This is a genomic window from Streptomyces sp. MK7, from assembly GCF_032658145.1.
Taxonomy (GTDB): Bacteria; Actinomycetota; Actinomycetes; order Streptomycetales; family Streptomycetaceae; genus Streptomyces; species Streptomyces spiralis.
Genome location: NZ_JAVACL010000018.1, coordinates 132,946 through 152,052, shown reverse-complemented (window position 1 = coordinate 152,052; position 19,107 = coordinate 132,946). Strand labels below are relative to the sequence as shown.

Annotated in this window: 13 protein-coding genes and 3 pseudogenes; 8 read left to right on the top strand and 8 right to left on the bottom strand. The window is 71.4% G+C overall.

The window, feature by feature from the left end; all coding sequences use genetic code 11:
• Positions 1-92 precede the first annotated feature (92 nt).
• Positions 93-401: pseudogene (locus tag R2S09_RS21160) on the top strand (PP2C family protein-serine/threonine phosphatase); the annotation flags it as partial.
• Positions 402-563: 162 nt separating this feature from the next.
• On the opposite strand, the gene R2S09_RS21155 reads toward R2S09_RS21160, so the two are convergent.
• The 5 genes from R2S09_RS21155 to R2S09_RS21135 form a co-directional block, all read right to left on the bottom strand.
• Positions 564-1,622 (bottom strand): CdaR family transcriptional regulator, encoded by a 1,059-nt coding sequence (locus R2S09_RS21155; protein ID WP_306185712.1) that lies wholly within the window; start codon positions 1,620-1,622, stop codon positions 564-566.
• Between the two features lie 347 nt (positions 1,623-1,969).
• Positions 1,970-2,548, bottom strand: a complete 579-nt coding sequence (locus R2S09_RS21150; RefSeq protein ID WP_316742615.1) for a hypothetical protein — start codon at positions 2,546-2,548, stop codon at positions 1,970-1,972.
• Positions 2,545-4,611, bottom strand: coding sequence for a hypothetical protein (locus R2S09_RS21145; protein ID WP_316742614.1), 2,067 nt, complete (start codon positions 4,609-4,611; stop codon positions 2,545-2,547). The genes R2S09_RS21150 and R2S09_RS21145 overlap by 4 nt, the downstream gene beginning before the upstream one ends.
• On the bottom strand, positions 4,611-5,063 hold the full coding sequence (locus R2S09_RS21140; RefSeq protein ID WP_306185417.1) for a hypothetical protein: 453 nt from the start codon (positions 5,061-5,063) through the stop codon (positions 4,611-4,613). Before R2S09_RS21140 ends, R2S09_RS21145 begins: the two co-directional genes overlap by 1 nt.
• Positions 5,064-5,332: 269 nt before the next feature.
• Positions 5,333-5,755 carry a secondary thiamine-phosphate synthase enzyme YjbQ gene (locus tag R2S09_RS21135; protein WP_306185419.1) on the bottom strand — a complete coding sequence of 141 codons (423 nt, stop codon included), beginning with the start codon at positions 5,753-5,755 and terminating at the stop codon, positions 5,333-5,335.
• Positions 5,756-5,813: 58 nt separating this feature from the next.
• On the opposite strand from R2S09_RS21135, the gene R2S09_RS21130 reads away from it, so the two are divergent.
• Entirely contained in the window at positions 5,814-6,896 is a 1,083-nt protein-coding gene (locus tag R2S09_RS21130) for an NAD(P)-binding domain-containing protein (protein ID WP_316742611.1), read from the top strand.
• A gap of 178 nt (positions 6,897-7,074) precedes the next feature.
• Here R2S09_RS21130 and R2S09_RS21125 read toward each other — a convergent pair.
• Positions 7,075-8,868 (bottom strand): annotated as a pseudogene (locus R2S09_RS21125) (ABC transporter ATP-binding protein); the annotation flags it as partial.
• A gap of 116 nt (positions 8,869-8,984) precedes the next feature.
• Between R2S09_RS21125 and R2S09_RS21120 the strand changes: the two are divergent.
• Positions 8,985-9,440, top strand: a complete 456-nt coding sequence (locus tag R2S09_RS21120) for a MarR family winged helix-turn-helix transcriptional regulator (RefSeq protein WP_306185424.1) — start codon at positions 8,985-8,987, stop codon at positions 9,438-9,440.
• Positions 9,441-9,563: 123 nt separating this feature from the next.
• On the opposite strand, the pseudogene R2S09_RS21115 reads toward R2S09_RS21120, so the two are convergent.
• Positions 9,564-10,247 (bottom strand): annotated as a pseudogene (locus R2S09_RS21115) (L,D-transpeptidase family protein); the annotation flags it as partial.
• A 295-nt stretch (positions 10,248-10,542) separates the two neighbouring features.
• On the opposite strand from R2S09_RS21115, the gene R2S09_RS21110 reads away from it, so the two are divergent.
• The 4 genes from R2S09_RS21110 (at position 10,543) to R2S09_RS21095 (ending at position 15,566) form a co-directional block, all read left to right on the top strand.
• Positions 10,543-12,552: an ABC transporter ATP-binding protein gene (locus tag R2S09_RS21110; protein WP_316742605.1), complete on the top strand. Its 2,010-nt coding sequence runs from the start codon at positions 10,543-10,545 to the stop codon at positions 12,550-12,552.
• On the top strand, positions 12,549-14,330 hold the full coding sequence (locus R2S09_RS21105; RefSeq protein ID WP_316742604.1) for an ABC transporter ATP-binding protein: 1,782 nt from the start codon (positions 12,549-12,551) through the stop codon (positions 14,328-14,330). Before R2S09_RS21110 ends, R2S09_RS21105 begins: the two co-directional genes overlap by 4 nt.
• Before the next feature lie 426 nt (positions 14,331-14,756).
• Entirely contained in the window at positions 14,757-15,230 is a 474-nt protein-coding gene (locus tag R2S09_RS21100) for a DUF5709 domain-containing protein (RefSeq protein ID WP_306185430.1), read from the top strand.
• Between the two features lie 63 nt (positions 15,231-15,293).
• Positions 15,294-15,566 (top strand): type B 50S ribosomal protein L31, encoded by a 273-nt coding sequence (locus R2S09_RS21095; RefSeq protein WP_316742603.1) that lies wholly within the window; start codon positions 15,294-15,296, stop codon positions 15,564-15,566.
• 32 nt (positions 15,567-15,598) lie between these two features.
• Here the strand turns inward: R2S09_RS21095 and R2S09_RS21090 are convergent, their stop codons facing one another.
• A complete protein-coding gene (locus R2S09_RS21090; RefSeq protein WP_306185433.1) occupies positions 15,599-16,393 on the bottom strand; it encodes a metal-dependent hydrolase in 795 nt (264 codons plus the stop codon).
• 146 nt (positions 16,394-16,539) lie between these two features.
• Between R2S09_RS21090 and R2S09_RS21085 the strand changes: the two genes are divergently transcribed.
• Complete coding sequence (locus tag R2S09_RS21085) at positions 16,540-19,053, top strand: DUF3516 domain-containing protein (RefSeq protein ID WP_316742601.1); 2,514 nt, start codon at positions 16,540-16,542, stop codon at positions 19,051-19,053.
• Positions 19,054-19,107: the final 54 nt, after the last annotated feature.

The window sequence follows — 19,107 nt, the reverse complement described above, 5'->3', positions numbered from 1 at the left end:
GTTAATGTGCTGTCCCCCCCCCCCCCCACTGCGGTGCGGCGCCGTGGGGGGGGGGGTGGGGGGGGGGGCCCGCCCCCCCCCCCCCCCCCCCCCCCCCGCAGCCGCCGATCGGCCTGGTGCGCCCACTCGCCCCGGCAGCCCGGCAGGTCCACGAGACGACCCTGGACCCAGGCGATTGCGTCCTGCTCTGCACCGATGGTGTCGTGGAGGCCCGCGACGCGGACCGTGCGGAGTTCGGCCTCGGCCGGTTCACCGGCTTCATCATCCGCTCGAGCGCCGCCGGACAGCGCCCGGCCGAGGCGTTGCGGCTGCTCATCCACGCCATCCTCGATCACCAGCGCAACCAACCGCGGGATGACGCGACCGTCCTGCTCTTCGAATGGCGCCCGCAGTACCGGTGACGGGGCTGTTGCGCGAGCCTCCCTGTGTGCAGCGTCCAAAAGCCGGCCCGGGCCAGGCGGGTCGTCGCCGCCCAGACCTCCGCTGTCGCGCCGGCGACCAAGGAGAGCCGAGTGACGGAGTTCGTGTACGCCACGGTCACGGGGCGTGCCGCCGCCACCGGGTCAGATCTGCTGAGCGGGCCAGCCCAGGAGCCGGGCCCCGATGACCGCGGTCTGAAGGGTGTAGCGGTGCATGGGGTCCGCCGGGTTGCTTCCGGTCAGCTGGTGTATGCGTTCCAGCCGGTAGGTGACGGCTCGGACGCTCAACGACAGGCGGCGCGCCGCCTCGGCCGCCGTGCATCCCGAGTCGAAGTACGCCTCCAGTGTTCGCAGCAGCGGCTCCGCACCGCCCCGGGCGCCCCTGAGCGGTCCGAGCGCGCTGAGTACAAGGTCGGCCATGGCCTGACGGTCGCGGGTCAGGACGGGGTACACGAGCAGGTCGGCGGCGCGCACAACCGGATCGTCGAGATCCAGCCGCGCCGCCAGCTCCAGCGTGCTGAGTGCCTCCTCGTACGAGTGCACCACGCCGCCGGCGCCGGGCTGCGGCCGCCCGATGGCCACTCGGCTGCCGTCCGTCGCCGCGTGTGCCTGCTTGGCGAAGTACGCCAGGACTTCGTCCTCGTCGCCGGGTGCGATGCAGATCAACTGCCCGTTCTTCGTGGCGAGCAGGATGCGGCGGTCACCGAACCGTGCGATGAGAGCGGCCTCCACCCGGCGGGTGACCGGCGCGGTGTCGTCGTATGCCTCGGGTCCCCCGGCCACCGCGACCGCGTACGCGCGCGAGAGGACCAGCCCGAAGCGTTCCGCCCGCTCGGCGAGCCGACCCAGGTCGCTGCGGCCGTACAGCAGGTCGTCGATGAACTCCTGACGTGCGGCCTCCTCCTGCCGTACCGCCAACCGCTGCGCCCGCTCGTACCCCTCGGCAAAGGCGTCGACGGCCTGCTCCACCGCGGCCAGGATGCTGCCTGTGCTGGATGACGCCCCGTCCGGCCAGGACCTCCGTGTCTCGGCGAGATGCTGCCGGACAAGATCACGCAGACCGTGACCTGCGTCGGCGGCCCGCTCCCCAAGAGCGCGACGCTCGTCCAGTTCCTTCCGGGTGAGCCGTCGCCCGGTGGCGGAGACCTCGGCCAGTGTCTCGGCGTACCCGCGCAGGTACTCGGCCGCTTGCAGCTCCGCCACTCCGTCCTCCCCCTCTTTCTGCCGCACCGCCGACGGGTTCTTGACGATGTCCGGCTCAGGGAGGGTAGCCAACGCTGCCGAGCACCGGCAACGACGGTGACTTTCGCGGCACGGGGTACGGGGGATATCCGCACGCAGACGGGCCGGGCTCCGGCGGGCTACTGCCGACAGAACGCAAGGCGCTGCTCGGGCACCGCGCCGTCACACCTCTCACCGCAGTACCGCGCTCGACCGGGCCCCGACCGAGATCACCATGGCCGCCGTCGTCCTTAACGGCTTCGTCGCGGCAGCGGGATGCATCCTCGCGGCCATCGCCGCCGCGGGGGCTTCTTCTGCGACATACGTCTTCATGCGGTGTCGCACTCCAGGGCCGCCATCGCCTTGGGGAGGTATGCGCGCAGGAGTTGTGTCAGGTCCTTTCTGCGTCGGGAGCTGTCCTCGGGATGCTCCTGTTCGAGTTGGATCAGCGTGGCGATGCGCTTCCTGCCGCCTGCTCTGGTGCAGTCGGCGACCGCCATGGCGCCCCGGTCCGCGACGCGTGCCGCGTCGCCGATGTCGGCCGGTGAGGGGTGGCCGAGCCTCTGCAGACCGCGGTCCTGCACCTTCAAGGGGTCGGTGTCGGGCGAGACCAGGTCGCTGGAGATGTAGAGGACGAGGTCGCCGTCCACGGAGACACGGCACCGGGGGCTCGTCGCGCCGGCGTCGGAAGAACGCTGAGTGAGCTTCTTGCCATCTGGCAGCAACGGGGCGACCAGCTTGGAGTCCACGGTCACCCCGCAGAGGTCACCGGGGACGGCGTAGTCCCGGCCGCCCTGCGAGCAGGCGGCCGACGAGAGGAGGACGGCGCAGGCGACGGTGCCGGTGGCGAGCAGGCGTCCGCTCGACCGGCGCGGCCGCGACCGTGCCTTCCGGGTCTGCTTGGTCACTGATCTCCTGCCAGTCCCTGAGCGCGCGAGTTTCCGTCGAACGCGGCTCCGTTGATCTCCGACGTGAGGGTGTAGCGGTTGTTGCCGTGGTGGTCGGGGTTGGCGTCCATCCACAGGTCGGCGAGCTTCTGCAACTGGTTCTCGCGGGCGGTGAAGACCTCCCCGTTCTGCCGGGCGGCCTCCTCGTCGATGCGGTTCTGCTCGTCCAGCTGCCACTGGTAGGCGAGCGCGTCCACACCACGCTGTGCGGCGTCGCCCACGACGGGGATGAAGTTCACGGCACCGCCGAAGCCGTGGTACAGCCACTTGGCGTCCCAGGACGGGTCGTGTTTGTCCGTCTTCAGCGCCTGGTAGCGGGCCTCCTCCAGGAAGCCGACGGTGTGCCCGGCTCGCAGGAGGGTCTCCTTCGGGTCGCTGGGGTGGTCGCTGTAGATGTCGCGCACCATCTCACGGTTGAGGCCGTCGTTGAGGATGCCGTAGGCGTTCTGGTCGCGCGAGACCTGCTTGGCCACCTCCAGCAGCTGGTGGCGGTCCAGCTGCCGGGGGTCGCCGGGATCGTCCGCGAGGGAACTCGCGGTGTTGTGGACCTCGTCGCCCCAGTTGACCAGCACCGTGGCCATGTCGTCGCGGAACTCGGGCGGCATGTCGTCGCCGGCTTCGGAGAGGTACTTCAGGGACCGGTCGAGCACGTGCCGGTTGTCCGCCGTGTGCGCGACGGGGACGGCGTGCGGATCACCGGGGTTCACGCCGGTCGCCGCGGCCAGCAGGGCCTTGCCGGTCGCCTCTCGCGACTGGTTGCCGTCGTGGTCGTCGAGCGGCGTGTCGTCGAAGACCGGCCGGTCCTTGAGCACCCATTCGGCGTTGTCCTGGGGCTGGGTGGTGTTGAAGAAGTCCGTCGCGGCCTCGGGGCTGTTGGACAGTCCGGTCATGAGGCCCGTCATCGGGTCGCGTCCGAAGCCGGCCCCGATGAAGTTCATCTTCGGCATCGGCGGCGCACCGGTGTTCCAGTAGTGGTCCGGCAGGCGCATCTTCTTCTCGGTCGCCACCAGGGCGTTGCCGTACTTGTTCAGGAACTGGTCGTCGTAGTCCCCGACGCGCATCAGGTTGCTCATCAGCTGGAAGCCGTAGACCTGCGTGCCGCGGGTCTGGATCCGGTCGTCGCCGAGCTGGACCATCTGGTCCTCCCACTGGCGCATCGCGGGGGAGTCGGAGCGGGTGGCGCCGGCCAGGACGAGACCGAGGTTCTTCTGCAGCTCGCCCAGTTGGTCGTGGCGGGAGCGCTGCAGGTCGCCGCCGTCGGACGGGTCGGAGAGGTCGGCCCAGAAGCCGAGGGTTCCCTTGGGGCCCAGCGTGGTGGCGAACTTCTCCTGGAAAAGCGGGTCGTTGCGGTACTTCGCCAGGGACCGGTTGAGCGCGTCGAATTCCTCGGGCGACATCGAATCGCCCTTGGTCTTGAGGAGGTTGGCCAGCCTCTCGGCTTCCTCGATGGCTTCGGCGGCGGAGTCCCGGTCCTTGTAGGAGGCGCTCGAGAAGCCGTACTCGGTCTGGTCGACCAGGACCCGCAGGGCCTGGTCGGCCGAGTTGTCGCTCTCGGTGGCCGCCTTCAGAATCCGCTGGACCTCGTCCCGGAGGTGATCCACGTCCTGCTGGCTGTGGTCGGGCACGGAGGTGCCCTCGGCAGCCCGGTCGGGGTGGATGTTCATGGTGACGGTGAAGGAGCCGTTGCCGGTGTCCATCACGGTCAGGTTCTTCTTCAGCCCCTCGGAGATCGCCTGGTTCAATTGGTCGCGGTAGCCGACGAGTTCGTCGTGGGTGTCCTTGAGGATGTTGTGGATGCTGCTCGCCTCGGCATGAGCGTCGGCGAACTCACCGGCCGTCTTGGTGATGAACTCACGGGTCACCGTGGCGTTCACACCCCTCCAGTCGGCCTTCTCGGCCGCCCCCTTCAGACCTTCGCGTGCGTCCTTCTCCAGCGTCTGAAGGTGGCTGACGACCTTCGCCCAGTCCGCCACGGCGGTCCCCAGCGTGCCGAAGCGGCCGAACCGCAGCGTGTCCAGGTCCATCAGCGACCGGCCTCCTCACCGAAGCCCTGGTCGAGCGTCGCGATGCTGCTCAGCCGGCCCGCGATGTAGTGCTCGTTTCCGCGGTGGACCCGCTTCGTGAACTCCAGGTGGTTGGAGATGTGCGCGCAGGCGTCGAGGAGGGTGGTCAGCTGGCGTTCCCACCGCTCCTGCACGTGGTCCAAACCGCCCCCCAGGCTGAAGCCCTGCCCCTTCAGATCGGAGGCGGCGGACTGGCTGCTGGACCAGGCGTCCCGGCCGTGATTGCCGAGCGCGTCCCAGAGGTCGAACGCCTTGTCGCCGATGGCGGCCAGGTCCTGGTGGTTCACCGTCAGGTCGCCGCCCGGCTGCGCACTCCCGCCGCCCCCGTCGGCCGGCAGCTGGTCCAGCCGCATGCCGGTGGACCGCCGCTCCGCCGCATCTCGTTTCAGCTGCTCCCATTCCTCCCAGGCCATGTCCCCCGGACCCCTCCCCGTTGTCCATCCGACGCAGCACTACGCCGGCCATTGCCCTGTCTGGCTCTCGTCCACCAGGACGCACCGAATCGATCAGATGACTCCCATGAGCGCAACATTATGACCAGGCCGTTTCAAGACGCACACCAGTCCTTCACGCATTGTCGAACTCGAGTACGACGTCTGCGATCACCGGCCTCACGCCGTCCGTCAGGACGACCCGGACGCAAGGCACGGAGGTCTGACGGCCATCCCCAGGACGATCCCGGTCAGCCGAGGAAGCTGAGCCGCACCTGACGGTTCGGGTTGTCCTTGTTGGTGTCCACCAGGCACACCGACTGCCACGTGCCCAGGGCCAGCCGGCCGCCGAGGACGGGGATGGTCGCGTGGGGTGGGACGATGGCGGGCAGGACGTGGTCACGGCCGTGGCCGGGACTGCCGTGGCGGTGCTGCCAGCGGTCGTCGGCGGGCAGGAGGGTGTGCAGCGCGGCGAGGAGGTCGTCGTCGCTGCCCGCGCCGGTCTCGATGAGCGCGATCCCTGCGGTCGCGTGCGGCACGAACAGGTTCAGCAGGCCGTCACGGCCGTCGGTGGTCTCCCGCAGGAACGCCTCGCAGTCGCGGGTGAGGTCGACGACCGTCTCCCGTGAGCCGGAGGCGACGTTCAGCACTCGAGTGGTGAAGGCATGTGACATGCCCCCATCCTCCTTGATTCCGGGAAGATCCCCGCTCCCGGCACGGTTGAGGGCTGACGTGGACAGTACACGCGAGGTCGAGGTGGTCGTCGTAGGGGCCGGTCAGGCCGGGCTGTCGGGCGCGTATCACCTGCGGCGCACCGGGTTCGAGCCGGGCCGCGACTTCGTGGTGCTGGACCACTCCCCCGGTCCGGGCGGCGCCTGGCAGTTCCGGTGGCGGTCGCTCACGTACGGCAAGGTGCACGGGATGCACGCGCTGCCGGGGATGGAGCTGACGGACGCCGACCCCGCGCGGCCGTCGTCCGAGGTCATCGCCGAGTACTTCGCCGCGTACGAGCGCGCCTTCGACCTGCGGGTGCGGCGCCCGGTGGACGTACGGGCCGTACGGGAGGGCACCGCGGGGCGGCTGCTCGTGGACACCTCGGACGGTGTGTGGTCGACGCGCGCCCTGATCAACGCGACCGGCACCTGGGACCGGCCGTTCTGGCCGAGGTATCCCGGCCAGGAGAGCTTCCGCGGGCGGCAGCTGCACACCGCCCAGTACGCCGGTCCCGAGGAGTTCGCCGGGCAGCGGGTGATCGTGGTCGGCGGCGGCGCGTCCGGCACCCAGCACCTGCTGGAGATCGCACCGTACGCGGCCGCCACCACCTGGGTGACCCGGCGCCCGCCGGTCTTCCGCGAGGGTCCGTTCGACGAGAACGTGGGCCGGGCCGCGGTGGCGCTCGTCGAGGACCGGGTGCGGCAGGGGCTGCCGCCCCGCAGTGTCGTCTCGGTCACCGGACTGCCGCTGAACGACGCCGTCCGGCAGGGGCTGAAGGACGGGGTGCTGGACCGCCGGCCGATGTTCGAACGGGTCACACCGGACGGGGTGGAATGGACGGACGGGCGGCGTGTCACGGCCGACGTCATCCTCTGGGCGACCGGGTTCCGGGCCGCGCTCGGTCACCTGGCACCGCTCGGGCTGCGCGAGCCGGGCGGCGGCATCCGCGTCGAGGGGACCCGGGCGGTCGCCGATCCCCGGGTCCATCTGGTCGGCTACGGCCCCTCGGCGAGCACTGTCGGCGCCAACCGGGCCGGACGCGCGGCCGTACGCGACATCCGGCGGCTGCTCGCGGCCGGGGAACCGGCCGCTGCCGCCTGACGTGGTCGTCTCAAAGGCCTGAGATCTGAGGCCTGAGGCCTGCGGGGGTCTCGAGGGCCTCGGGGCTCAGGAGCCTCGGCCGGCTTCGTCAGCCGGACGGCTCCAGTTGGGCGTCCTGGCTCGTGGGCTCCGGTCGAACGTCCTGGCTCGTGCGCTCCCGTTCGGCATCCCCGTCCGCCGGCTCCAGCCGGGCGTCCCGGCGGACCAGCCCCGCATAGCGCCCGTCGAACTCGAGCAGTTCCTGGTGGGTGCCGCGTTCGGCCACGCGCCCGGAGTCGAGGACCACGATCTGGTCGGCGCCCCGGACGGTGGACAGGCGGTGCGCGATGGTGAGCGTGGTCCGGTTGGCGGACAGGGCGTCGATGGCCTCCTGCACGGCGGCCTCCGTTCGGGTGTCCAGGGCGCTGGTGGCCTCGTCGAGGATCAGGACCGGCGGGTCGCGCAGGATGGTGCGGGCGATCGCCAGGCGCTGCTTCTCGCCGCCGGAGAACCGGTGGCCGCGCTCGCCGACGACGGTGTCGTAGCCGTCGGGCAGGGCCGCGATGTGGTCGTGGATCTGGGCCGCCTTCGCCGCGGCCCGGAGTTCCTCGTCGGTGGCGTCCGGCTTGGCGAACCGCAGGTTCTCGGCGACCGAGGCGTGGAAGAGGTACGTCTCCTGCGAGACGACGCCGACCGCGCGGGCGAGCGTGTCGAAGTCCAGGTCGCGCACGTCGACCCCGTCCAGGGTGACGCGGCCGCCGGTCACGTCGTACAGCCGCGGCACCAGGTAGCCGAGGGTGGACTTGCCCGCGCCGGTCGGGCCGACGATCGCGAGGCTGCTGCCCGCCGGGACCGTGACGTCGATGCCGTCGAGGATGGGGCCGCCCTTGTCGTCGTAGCGGAAGGACACGTCCTCGAAGCGGACCTCGCCCTTGACGCGGTCGAGGCGGACCGGCCGCTCGCGCTCGGTGATGTCGATCGGCAGGTCCAGGTACTCGAAGATGCGCTGGAAGAGCGCCAGCGAGGTCTGGATCTGGACGCCGGTCGCCAGCAGGCTCACGGCGGGGCGGAACAGGCCCTGCTGGAGCGAGACGAAGGCGACGATCGTGCCGAGCGAGACCTGCGGGCCGCCGAGCCGGAGGGCGATGCCCGCGGTCCAGTAGATGACCGCGGGCATCGCGGCCATGACGATCGTGATGACGGCCATGCGCCAGCGGCCGGCCATGTTCGACCTGACCTCGAGGTCGACCAGGCGCTCGGACTCCTCGGCGAAGCCCGCTGTGAGCGAGTCGGCGCGGCCCATGGTGCGGCCCAGCAGGATCCCGCTGACGGACAGCGACTCGGTGACGGTGGCGGCCATCGCGGCCATCTGCTTCTGGCGCTGGGTGGTGATCTTCTTGCGCTCGTTGCCGACCCGGCGGCTGATCCACACGAACACCGGCAGCAGGAGCAGGGAGACGATCGTGAGCCGCCAGTCCAGGGCGATCATGGCGACGATCGTGGCGACGACGCTGGTGACGTTGGAGACCAGGGAGGTCGCGGTGGAGGTGACGGTGGCCTGCATGCCGCCGATGTCGTTGGCGATCCGGGACTGCACCTCGCCGGTGCGGGTGCGGGTGAAGAAGGCGAGCGACATGCGCTGCAGCCGGCCGTAGACGGCGGTGCGCAGGTCGTGCATGACGCGCTGGCCGACGGTCGTGGAGATCAGGGTCTGCAGGACCCCGAAGACGCTGGTGAGGACGGCGCTGAGGACCATGCCCGCGGCGAGCAGGCTCAGCAGTCCGGTGCGGCCCTGCGGGATCGCGACGTCGAGGATCTCCTTGAGCAGGAAGGGCGTCGCGACGGAGACCAGCGAGGAGGCGCCGACCAGCAGGCCGACGATCGCGAGCCGGCCCCGGTAGGGGCGGAACAGCCGCAGGATGCGGCGGACCTGCCGCGGCTGGTCCTTGGCGTCGGGGGGCGGGGTCCAGGTGGATTGGCGGTCGGGATGCATGGGCTCCTACGGGGGTGGGCGGGCGCCTGCCCTGGCGTGCGGCCGGCGACGACTGACGGATCCTAGCTCATTGTTACCTATGCTCATAATGAACCTGGTCCTGATATTGTTCCCGCATGACCAGCCCCGACCCCGACGGCCTGCTCGCCGAGCAGCTGCTGCGCCTCACCCGGAGGGTGCACCGCATCCAGAAGCGCCATCTGCAGGAGCGCGCCCTGGGCATCACACCGGCCCAGTCCCGGCTGCTGCGCACCCTCGCGCACTTCGGTGAGCCGCCGCGCATGGCGGACCTCGCCGCGTCCCTGGAGGTCGTGCCCCGCGCGGTGACCACGCTCGTGGACGCGCTGGAGGCGAGCGGCAAGGTGCGCCGGGCTCCCGATCCGGTCAACCGCCGGGTTGTCCGCGTCGAACTCACCGACGACGGGCGCACAGCCCTGGGAGAACTACGCAGCGCGCGCCGGGCCGCCGCGGCGGAGATCCTGGCACCGCTGACGGGCGAACAGCGCCAGGCGCTCGGCGGGTTGCTGGACACGTTGGTGGGCGCGGCACCGGCACGGGGGCGCGGCTGCTGAGACGCCGGGCCGGCGTTCGGCCCGGCCCGACTCGACCGGCACAACGCGTTGGCATGCCGCCGCGTCGGCGCACCTACGCGCGGTGGAGCAGCGGACCGGTGACCAGGGGGTGTCCTCCGGGTCGAGTCTGCGCAGCAGATACTCCATCGCGGACTCCGGCACGCTGACGCAGCCCAACGTGCCGTCGCCGTGGTCCAGATGCAGCCAGATGCCCCCACCCTTCTTCTGGCCCAGGGGTCGGGTCGGATCATCGGGACGGGTGCCCGGCAGGCGGTTGTAGTCGATGGCGATGACGTAGTCGAAGTCGTGCCAGTGCGCCTCGTCCCAGTAGTACGGGGTCTGGAAGGCCTCCTCGTCCTGGGTGTACGGCAGCAGCGAACCCGGGTCGTCGAGGATGCCGCCCGCGTCGGAGAGCGTGAACACGCCCACGGGGGTGCGTTCGTCGCCCTCGCTGTGGTTCGTCGCCCAGCCCCGCTTGCCGTTGTGCGCCGGCCAACTGCGGATGAGGTGCCAAGCGGACCCTCGCTTCTCGTAGAGGACGAGCGTGGAGTCCGGGGAGTCCTCGTGCTCCCCGTACACCGCCACCACCTGACGGGTGCCCACGGGCACCTGCTGCCACAGCCGTTCACCGATGCCGGGCACCGGGGCCGGGGCCGGGGCCGGGGCCGGTCGCACGGACGGGACGGGCCGCGCGGTACCCGAGGGACCGCCGGGTCTCGGCACGTCCGCGTGACGGGCCCCGGCCCGCTCACCACCGCACGCGGCCAGGGCCGTCAGAAGGAAACCGCAGGCCGCGCCCGCAGCCATCGCACGCCTTGCATCACCGCTTCGCATGAACCCATGGTGGCCATCACGATACGGACGATCTACTCGGCATTGGTCCAAATAGCCTTATCTGCCTCTCTCTGGAATGTGCGGGGCATGTCGGTCGGCCAGGAAGCACAGCAGGCGCACAGGCGTACGGAGTGCGCCCGGGGCATCCAATCCCGTTCCCCCGCGCGGAAAACCGCTTGCTTTCCACAACTGGGCGCAGCGAGGCTGTCACAACTTGTCGCCGCCCTTCGCGGCCCCTTCCGCCCCTGACACGAGCCACTGGGACGTCATGCAGATTCAAGACCTTCCGTATCCCGACCCGGGTGTGCCGGACGCGCGCTCGGGTCCCCGATTCCTGTGGTGGCTGGGGCGGAACCAGCTCGGCGGGCAGCTGAGGGCACTGGCCTGGGGCCTGCTCCACTTCGCCTCGGTCTCCGCGCTGCCGTTCTGCGTCGGCCTCGCCGTCCAGGCGGTCGTCGACCGCTCCGGCACGCGACTCGCCCTGACCGGCGGACTGCTGGTGCTGGCCTGCGCCGGCAACGCGCTCGGCGACACCTTCCTGCACCGCGCCGCAGTCACCAACTGGATCACGGCGGCCGCACGCGTACAACAGCTACTGGCCCGCAAGGCCGCCCAGTTGGGCTCGGTCCTGACCCGGCGGGTGGCGGCCGGCGAGGTGGTGGCCGTCTCCACCGGTGACGTCGAGAAGATCGGCTGGTTCGTGGAGGCGGTGTCCCGGTTCACGGCGGCGGCGGTCACCGTCGTGCTCGTCTGTGTCGCTCTGCTCGTCTACCAGCCGGCACTCGGCGTGATCGTCGCCGCGGGTCTGCCCGCGCTGGCGCTCGCGGTGCTGCCGCTGCTGCCCCGCGCGACCCGGCGTGCCGACCTGCAACGCGAGAAGGCGGGGCGCGCCACCGAACTGGCCTCCGACACCGTCGCCGGCCTGCGGGTGCTGCGCGGCATCGGCGGCGAGGAGCTGTTCCTCGACCGCTATCGCCGCGCCTCCCAGGAGGTGCGGCACGCGGCCGTCCGCAGTGCCCGTATGTGGTCCCTGATCTCCGCCGTCCAGGTCCTGCTGCCGGGCCTGCTGCTGATCGCCGTCGTCTGGTACGGCGTGCACCTGGCCCGTACGGGGCGGATCACCGTGGGCGAACTCGTCACCGTCTACAGCTCCGTGATGGTGCTCACCTATCCGCTGCGGCACTTCGAGGAGATCGCCATGGCGTACTCCTTCTCCCGCCCGTCGGCCAGACGGGCCGCACGGGTGCTGTCGCTGGAACGGACCTCGGAACCGACGTCCGCGGAACCGACGGCCCAGCAACGGACGGCCAAGGAGCGGACGGTCGAGGAGCGGACGGCCAGGGAGCGGACGGTCGAGGAGCGGATCTCGGAGGTCTCCTCGCCCCCGGCCGGGGCGCCCGTGTCCGCCCTCTCCGGTGACCTGTACGACCCGGAGACCGGGCTGCGGGTGTCCGCCGGCCTGCTGACCGCCGTGGTGTGCGGCGATCCGGACGCGGCGGGACGCCTCGCGGACCGGCTGGGCGGCCACCCCGCCGAGCCCGAGCCGGGAGCCTCGGTGCTGCTGGGCGGCGTAGCGCTGGACGAGCTGCCGCTCGACACGGCCCGCACGGCCGTCCTGGTCCAGGACAAGGACCCGGTGCTGCTCTCCGGTTCGCTGCGCGATCTGCTCGATGTCCCCTCCTCCGGTGATGTCTGCGCCGATGCGGCGCTGGCGGCGGCCCAGTGCGCCGACGTCCTGGACGCGCTGGCCCAGGCGTCGCCGGTGGCCGGCGATCCGATGGACGTGCGGATCACCGAGCGCGGCCGGTCACTGTCCGGCGGCCAGCGCCAGCGTCTGGCCCTGGCCCGGTCCCTGATCACCGACCCGGAGGTGCTCGTCCTGGACGAGCCCACCTCGGCCGTCGACTCCCACACCGAGGCGCGGATCGCGGAGGGACTGCGGGCCCTGCGGACCGGACGCACCACCGTGGTCTTCACCTCCTCGCCGCTGCTCCTGGACCGCGCCGACCGGGTGGTGCTCGTCCACGAGGGGACGGCGGTGGCGGTCGGCGTGCACCGCGATCTGGTGCGCACCGAACCCCGGTACCGCGCGGTGGTGACCCGGGAGACGGACGAGGAGCGCGCCGTGCACGAGGTGCTCGGCAGCGAGGGAACACTGCGGCGCGACGCGCGGCATCCGCCGGCGGGCGGGTGCGCCCCGCGGGGCTCGGCGCAGGATCCGCTCGAGGACGAGGCGGCCCTGCGGGGTGCCCTGGAAGAGATCGAGGAGACCGCGTGATCGGCGTGGCCCCACCGGCGTACGACCCGGCGGCTCCGACGACGGCGACCACCCTGCCCGTCGGCGCCCCCGCCACCGTACGCGCCTATGTCCTGGAGCTGCTGCGCCGGCACCGCCGGGCCTTCCTGCTCCTCGTCACCGTCGACACCGTCGCCGTGCTCGCCTCCATGGCGGGACCCTGGCTGCTGGGCGACCTGGTCGAGCGCGTCTCGGACGACACCCGGGAACTCCGTCTGGGGCTCACCACCACGCTGTTCGTGCTGGCTCTGCTCGTCCAGGCCGTGTTCGTCCGCGAGGTCCGGCTGCGCGGCGCGATGCTCGGAGAGCGGATGCTGGCCGATCTGCGCGAGGACTTCCTCGTCCGGTCGGTCGGGCTGCCGCCGGGCGTGCTCGAGCGGGCGGGCACCGGTGACCTGCTGTCCCGCATCACCACGGACATCGACCGGCTCGCCAACGCGATGCGCGAGGCCGTTCCGCAGCTGGCGATCGGGGTTGTCTGGGCGGCACTGCTGCTGGGCGGCCTGGTGGTCACGGCGCCCCCGCTCGCCGCCGCCGTACTGCTGGCGCTGCCGCTGCTGGTGATCGGCTGCCGCTGGTACTTCCGGCGGGCGCCGTCCGCGTACCGGTCGGAGGCCGCGGGCTACGCCGCCGTGGCCGCCGCGCTCGCCGAGACCGTCGACGCCGGACGCACCGTGGAGGCGCACCGGCTCGGCGACCGGCGGATCCGCCTGTCGGAGCGCCGGATCAAGGAGTGGACGGCGTGGGAGCGCTACACGCTGTGGCTGCGCTCGGTGCTGTTCCCGGTCATCAACGTCACCCATGTCACCGTGCTCGCCTCGGTGCTGATGGTCGGTGGCCTGTTCGTGCTCCGGGGCTGGGTCGGGGTCGGCGAGCTGACCACGGGCGCGCTGATCGCGCAGATGCTCGTCGACCCGGTCGGGCTGATCCTGCGCTGGTACGACGAGCTGCAGGTGGCGCAGGTGTCGCTGGCCCGGCTGGTCGGTGTCCGCGACATCGAGCCGGAGCCGGGGGACGACTCGCTCGCCCCGGACGGCAGGAACGTCCACGCGGACCGGGTGCACTTCGGCTACCGGGAAGGCGTCGACGTGCTGCGCGAGGTGTCCCTGCGGGTGGCACCGGGCACCCGGCTGGCCCTGGTGGGCCCCTCGGGCGCCGGCAAGTCCACGCTGGGCCGGCTGCTCGCCGGTATCTACGCACCCCGCGACGGCCGGATCACCCTCGGCGGTGCCGAACTGTCCCGGATGCCCGCCGAGGCCGTACGCTCCCACGTCGCCCTCGTCAACCAGGAGCACCACGTCTTCGTGGGCTCCCTGCGCGACAACCTGCTGCTCGCCCGCTCCGACGCGGCCGACGCCGAACTGTGGGCCGCGCTGGGCGCGGTCGACGCCGATGCCTGGGCCCGTGCCCTCGCCGACGGCCTGGACACGGAGGTCGGCTCCGGCGGTCTCGCCCTCACACCGGCCCAGGCGCAGCAGATCGCGCTGGCCCGCCTGGTCCTGGCCGACCCGCACACGCTGGTCCTGGACGAGGCGACCTCGCTCCTGGACCCGCGAGCAGCCCGGCACCTGGAGCGGTCCCTGGCCAGGGTCCTCGACGGACGCACGGTCGTCGCCATCGCCCACCGCCTGCACACCGCCCACGACGCCGACGTGATCGCCGTCGTCGAGAGCGGCCGCATCAGCGAGCTGGGCAGTCATGACGAGCTCGTCGCGGCCGATGGCGCGTACGCGGCACTGTGGCGGTCCTGGCACGGCTGAGCGGGCGAGATCCCGGCCCACGCGGGTGGAGGTCACGTGCACGCGGGCGGAATCCCGACCCGCGCGGGGGCACGTGTGCTCGGGTGGGGGTCGCACGCGCGGAAGCCCTGTGGCCGTCCGCTGGGCCGTGGCCGTCTCGCAGGCCGGTCGCCGTATCGGCCCGGCCCGCGTCCGCGGCTTCGGCTCTGGTGACGGGCCGGATACCGGGCGCGATACCGGGTACCGGGCCGTCGCCGGACGGTGTGCGGCCGGGATGCGGCTGCCGTGCCGTTGCGCGGTGCCGAACACCGGTGGAAGGCTGGAAAGCGGCAGCGGCTCGGGGAGCGCCCGGGAACCGTCCGGTTCGTGCCGGGTGACAGCCGCGCACCGGCGGCCGGCCGTCGGCCGCGGTGAGAACGGGCCCTTCCCCACCACCTGGAGGTATCCGTGGACAACGCCGACGGATGGGGAGACGACGTCTACCAGCCCGACGAGGACTCCGAGATCAAGGAAGACACGGGGGTGCTCGACTCGGAGGACACGCTGGTGTACGACGGTGTCGACGATCCCCTGGACCGTGGCTGGTCCCCTCCGGAGCGGCCATGGGCCGTGGAGCACACCGGTGTGACCGCGGCGGAGCGCCAACACGGCGAGACCCTGGACCAGCGCCTGGCCGAGGAGCTGCCTGATCTGGCCGCGCCGGACAGCGACGGCATCGGCGACGTCGAGGGCACCGACGGGGAAGTCCTGGACAACGAGGTCGGCGCGGCCCGCTCCGGCCGTCTCGTCGCACCCGACGAAGGCGCGCACGAGGACGAGGAGAGCGCACTGGTCGCCACGGACGTGGGCATCGACGGCGCGGCGGCCTCCGCCGAAGAGGCCGCGATGCATGTCGTCGACGAGGACACCCTGTCGGGCTGAAACCGCCGCCCGGTCGGCGCCGCCTTGGCCCAGTGCGCCGCCCCCGCCGCACGAGGAGCACGCATGCAACAGGACAAGCACCCCGAATACCGCCCCGTCGTCTTCCGCGACCGGGCCGCCGGATACGCCTTCCTCACCCGGTCGACCGCGACCAGCGACCAGACGATCGACTGGGACGACGGCCAGACCTACCCGGTGGTGGATGTGGAGATCTCCTCGGAGAGCCACCCGTTCTACACGGGCAGAGCCCGCACGGTGGACTCCGAGGGCCGCATCGCCCGGTTCGCCCGGCGCTACGGCGGCGACGCGGGGCAGGGCGGTGAACAGGCGCCCTAGATCGGTGCGCCCCAGCCGGCCGAGCGCGCGCCTCAGATGAAGTTCAGCGCGCCGGCGCAGCCCACTCCGCCCAGGACCATGAACGCCGGCATCAGCACCTTGAGCTCGACCCAGCTGCCCGCCCGGAACCGTATCGCCTTCGGCGGGCCGACCGGGTACCAGCGCTTGCGGCCCACCGGTATCGGCCACAGGATCGGGCAGCCCGAGACGGTCAGCGCGTCCCCGATGTCGTGCACCAGCGCGCCCAGCACGATCGGCAGCCCCAGCCACAGGTACTCCTGGCCCGGAGCGGTGAACAGCCAGTCGGAGCCGTTGCCGGGCTTGTCCAGGATCCCGGCGAGGATCCAGGCGCTGGTCGCGGCCAGCAGCCACACCAGGATGTCGCTGCTGGAGCCGCGGGCCGCGCGCCACAGCAGACCCTCGATGGCCAGCACCATGTGCGCGAAGAGAATCGCCAGCACCGCCCAGCGGCCTCCGGTGATCGCCGCCACCGAGGCGCCCGCACCGATCAGCACCGCCCACAGCCACGTGTGGGTCAGCGTCCGGTGCCCGCCGGAGCGGCGCGGGTCGCCCTGCTTGCGCGTCGACTTGTAGACGGCGTAGGAAAGCTTGTCGACGATCTCGCAGAGCCAGCGGGACAGCGGCCCGAAGGCACGCGAGATGGTGGCGGCCTTGTGGTCGAGGTCCGGGGCGAGCGCCGCCCCGGCACAGATCAGGGCGCCGCACAGCAGGACCGGCCAGGGCATCGGATGTCCGGCCGCCGCGGCCGCGGCTCCTACGCCGAGCCAGGCCGCTGCGCCCGACAGTGAGTGTGCTGGTCCCATCATGGCCGTATCCCCGCCCCATTCCTCGTATGTCGCTGTCCAGTTGTCCTGGCGCACTGTTGCCACGTCGGCGCCACAGCGTAGCGGTCGTGATCTTCGGTCCGGCAGCCGATTCCCTCCTCGGGCGGGGGGCCAGGCAAGATGGGTGCGTGACCCTCATCGATCAGCTGCCGCCGACCGCCGACCCCGACGCCCTCTACGAAGCCTTCGAGTCGTGGGCCGAGGAACGGGGTCTCACGCTCTACCCCCACCAGGAGGAGGCGCTGATCGAGGTGGTCTCCGGTGCGAACGTGATCGTCTCGACGCCCACCGGCTCGGGCAAGAGCATGATCGCCGCCGGTGCGCACTTCGCCGCTTTGGCCCGGGACGAGGTCACCTTCTACACCGCGCCGATCAAGGCGCTGGTGTCGGAGAAGTTCTTCGAGCTGTGCAAGCTGTTCGGCACCGAGAACGTCGGCATGCTCACCGGCGACGCCTCCGTCAACGCCGACGCCCCCGTCATCTGCTGCACCGCCGAGGTGCTGGCGTCGATCGCGCTGCGCGACGGCAAGGACGCGGACGTCGGTCAGGTCGTCATGGACGAGTTCCACTTCTACGCCGAGCCCGACCGCGGCTGGGCCTGGCAGATCCCGCTGCTGGAACTGCCCCAGGCGCAGTTCGTCCTGATGTCGGCGACGCTCGGCGACGTCTCGTTCTTCGAGAAGGACCTCACCCGCCGCACCGGCCGCCCCACCGCAGTGGTCCGCTCGGCGACGCGCCCGGTGCCGCTGTCCTACGAGTACCGCCGCACCCCGCTCACCGAGACGCTCACCGACCTGCTCCAAGCGCGGCAGGCGCCGGTCTATATCGTGCACTTCACCCAGGCGCAGGCCGTGGAGCGGGCGCAGGCGCTGATGAGCATCAACATGTGCTCCCGCGAGGAGAAGGAGAAGATCGCCGAGCTGATCGGCAACTTCCGCTTCACCACCAAGTTCGGCCGCAACCTCTCCCGCTACGTCCGGCACGGCATCGGGGTCCACCACGCCGGCATGCTGCCCAAGTACCGGCGCCTGGTGGAGAAGCTCGCGCAGGCCGGCCTGCTGAAGGTGATCTGCGGCACGGACACGCTCGGTGTGGGCGTCAACGTCCCGATCCGTACGGTGCTCTTCACTGCTCTGACCAAGTACGACGGCAGCCGTGTGCGCACGCTGCGCGCCCGGGAGTTCCACCAGATCGCCGGCCGGGCCGGGCGGGCGGGCTTCGACACGGAGGGCTTCGTCGTCGCTCAGGCACCCGAGCACGTCATCGAGAACGAGAAGGCGCTCGCCAAGGCGGGCGACGACCCGAAGAAGCGCCGCAAGGTCGTCCGCAAGAAGGCACCGGAGGGCTTCGTCGGCTGGACGGACACCACCTTCGACAAGCTGATCGCCTCCGAGCCGGAGCCCCTGACGTCCCGGTTCCGGGTCACGCACACGATGCTGCTGTCGGTGATCGCCCGTCCCGGCAACGCCTTCGAGGCGATGCGCCGCCTGCTGGAGGACAACCACGAGCCGCGCAAGCAGCAGCTGCGGCACATCCGGCGGGCGATCGCCATCTACCGCTCGCTGCTGGACGGCGGCATCGTCGAGAAGCTCGACCGGCCGGACGCCGAGGGCCGGATCGTCCGCCTGACGGTCGATCTCCAGCAGGACTTCGCGCTCAACCAGCCGTTGTCCACGTTCGCGCTGGCCGCGTTCGAGCTGCTGGACCCCGACTCCCCGTCCTACGCGCTGGACATGGTCTCCGTCGTGGAGTCCACGCTGGACGACCCGCGGCAGATCCTCGCCGCCCAGCAGAACAAGGCGCGCGGCGAGGCCGTGGCCGCGATGAAGGCGGACGGCGTCGAGTACGAGGAGCGCATGGAGCGCCTCCAGGACATCACCTACCCCAAGCCCCTGGAGGAGCTGCTCTTCCACGCGTACAACACCTACCGCACGAGCCACCCCTGGGTCGGCGACCACCCGCTGTCGCCGAAGTCCGTGATCCGTGACATGTACGAACGCGCGCTGTCCTTCACGGAGTTGGTGTCCTTCTACGAGCTGGCCCGCACCGAGGGCATCGTGCTGCGGTACCTGGCCGGCGCCTACAAGGCTCTGGAGCACACGATCCCGGACGATCTGAAGTCCGAGGACCTGCAGGACCTGATCGCCTGGCTGGGCGAGATGGTGCGCCAGGTCGACTCCAGCCTGCTGGACGAGTGGGAGCAGCTGGCCAACCCGGAGGAGATGACCGCCGAGGAGGCCCAGGAGAAGGCCGACCAGGTCAAGCCGGTCACCTCCAACGCGCGTGCCTTCCGCGTCCTGGTCCGCAACGCCATGTTCCGCCGTGTGGAACTCGCCGCCCTCGACCAGGTCGAGGAGCTGGGCGAGATGGACGCCGAGGCCGGGTGGGACGCCGAGGCGTGGGGCGAGGCGATGGACAAGTACTGGGACGAGTACGAGGACCTGGGCACCGGTCCCGACGCCCGCGGCCCCAGGCTGCTGGTGATCAAGGAGGAGCCGCAGCACGGGCTCTGGCGTGTGCGCCAGATCTTCGACGACCCCAACGGGGACCACGACTGGGGCATCAGCGCGGAGATCGACCTCGCCGCGTCCGACGCCGAGGGCCGTGCGGTGGTCCGGGTGACCGACGTCGGGCAGGTGTGAACGGGTGCCGGCCGGCCATGAGCACCTGCCGGCCGGCCACCAGCAGGCGCCGAT

Bases quoted from the DNA above. Each gene is read 5' to 3' on its own strand.
- R2S09_RS21145 (WP_316742614.1), bottom strand. From the start codon at position 4,611: ATGGACCTGGACACGCTGCGGTTCGGCCGCTTCGGCACGCTGGGGACC.
- R2S09_RS21140 (WP_306185417.1), bottom strand. From the start codon at position 5,063: ATGGCCTGGGAGGAATGGGAGCAGCTGAAACGAGATGCGGCGGAGCGG.
- R2S09_RS21135 (WP_306185419.1), bottom strand. From the start codon at position 5,755: ATGTCACATGCCTTCACCACTCGAGTGCTGAACGTCGCCTCCGGCTCA.
- R2S09_RS21120 (WP_306185424.1), top strand. From the start codon at position 8,985: ATGACCAGCCCCGACCCCGACGGCCTGCTCGCCGAGCAGCTGCTGCGC.
- R2S09_RS21110 (WP_316742605.1), top strand. From the start codon at position 10,543: ATGCAGATTCAAGACCTTCCGTATCCCGACCCGGGTGTGCCGGACGCG.
- R2S09_RS21095 (WP_316742603.1), top strand. From the start codon at position 15,294: ATGCAACAGGACAAGCACCCCGAATACCGCCCCGTCGTCTTCCGCGAC.
- R2S09_RS21090 (WP_306185433.1), bottom strand. From the start codon at position 16,393: ATGATGGGACCAGCACACTCACTGTCGGGCGCAGCGGCCTGGCTCGGC.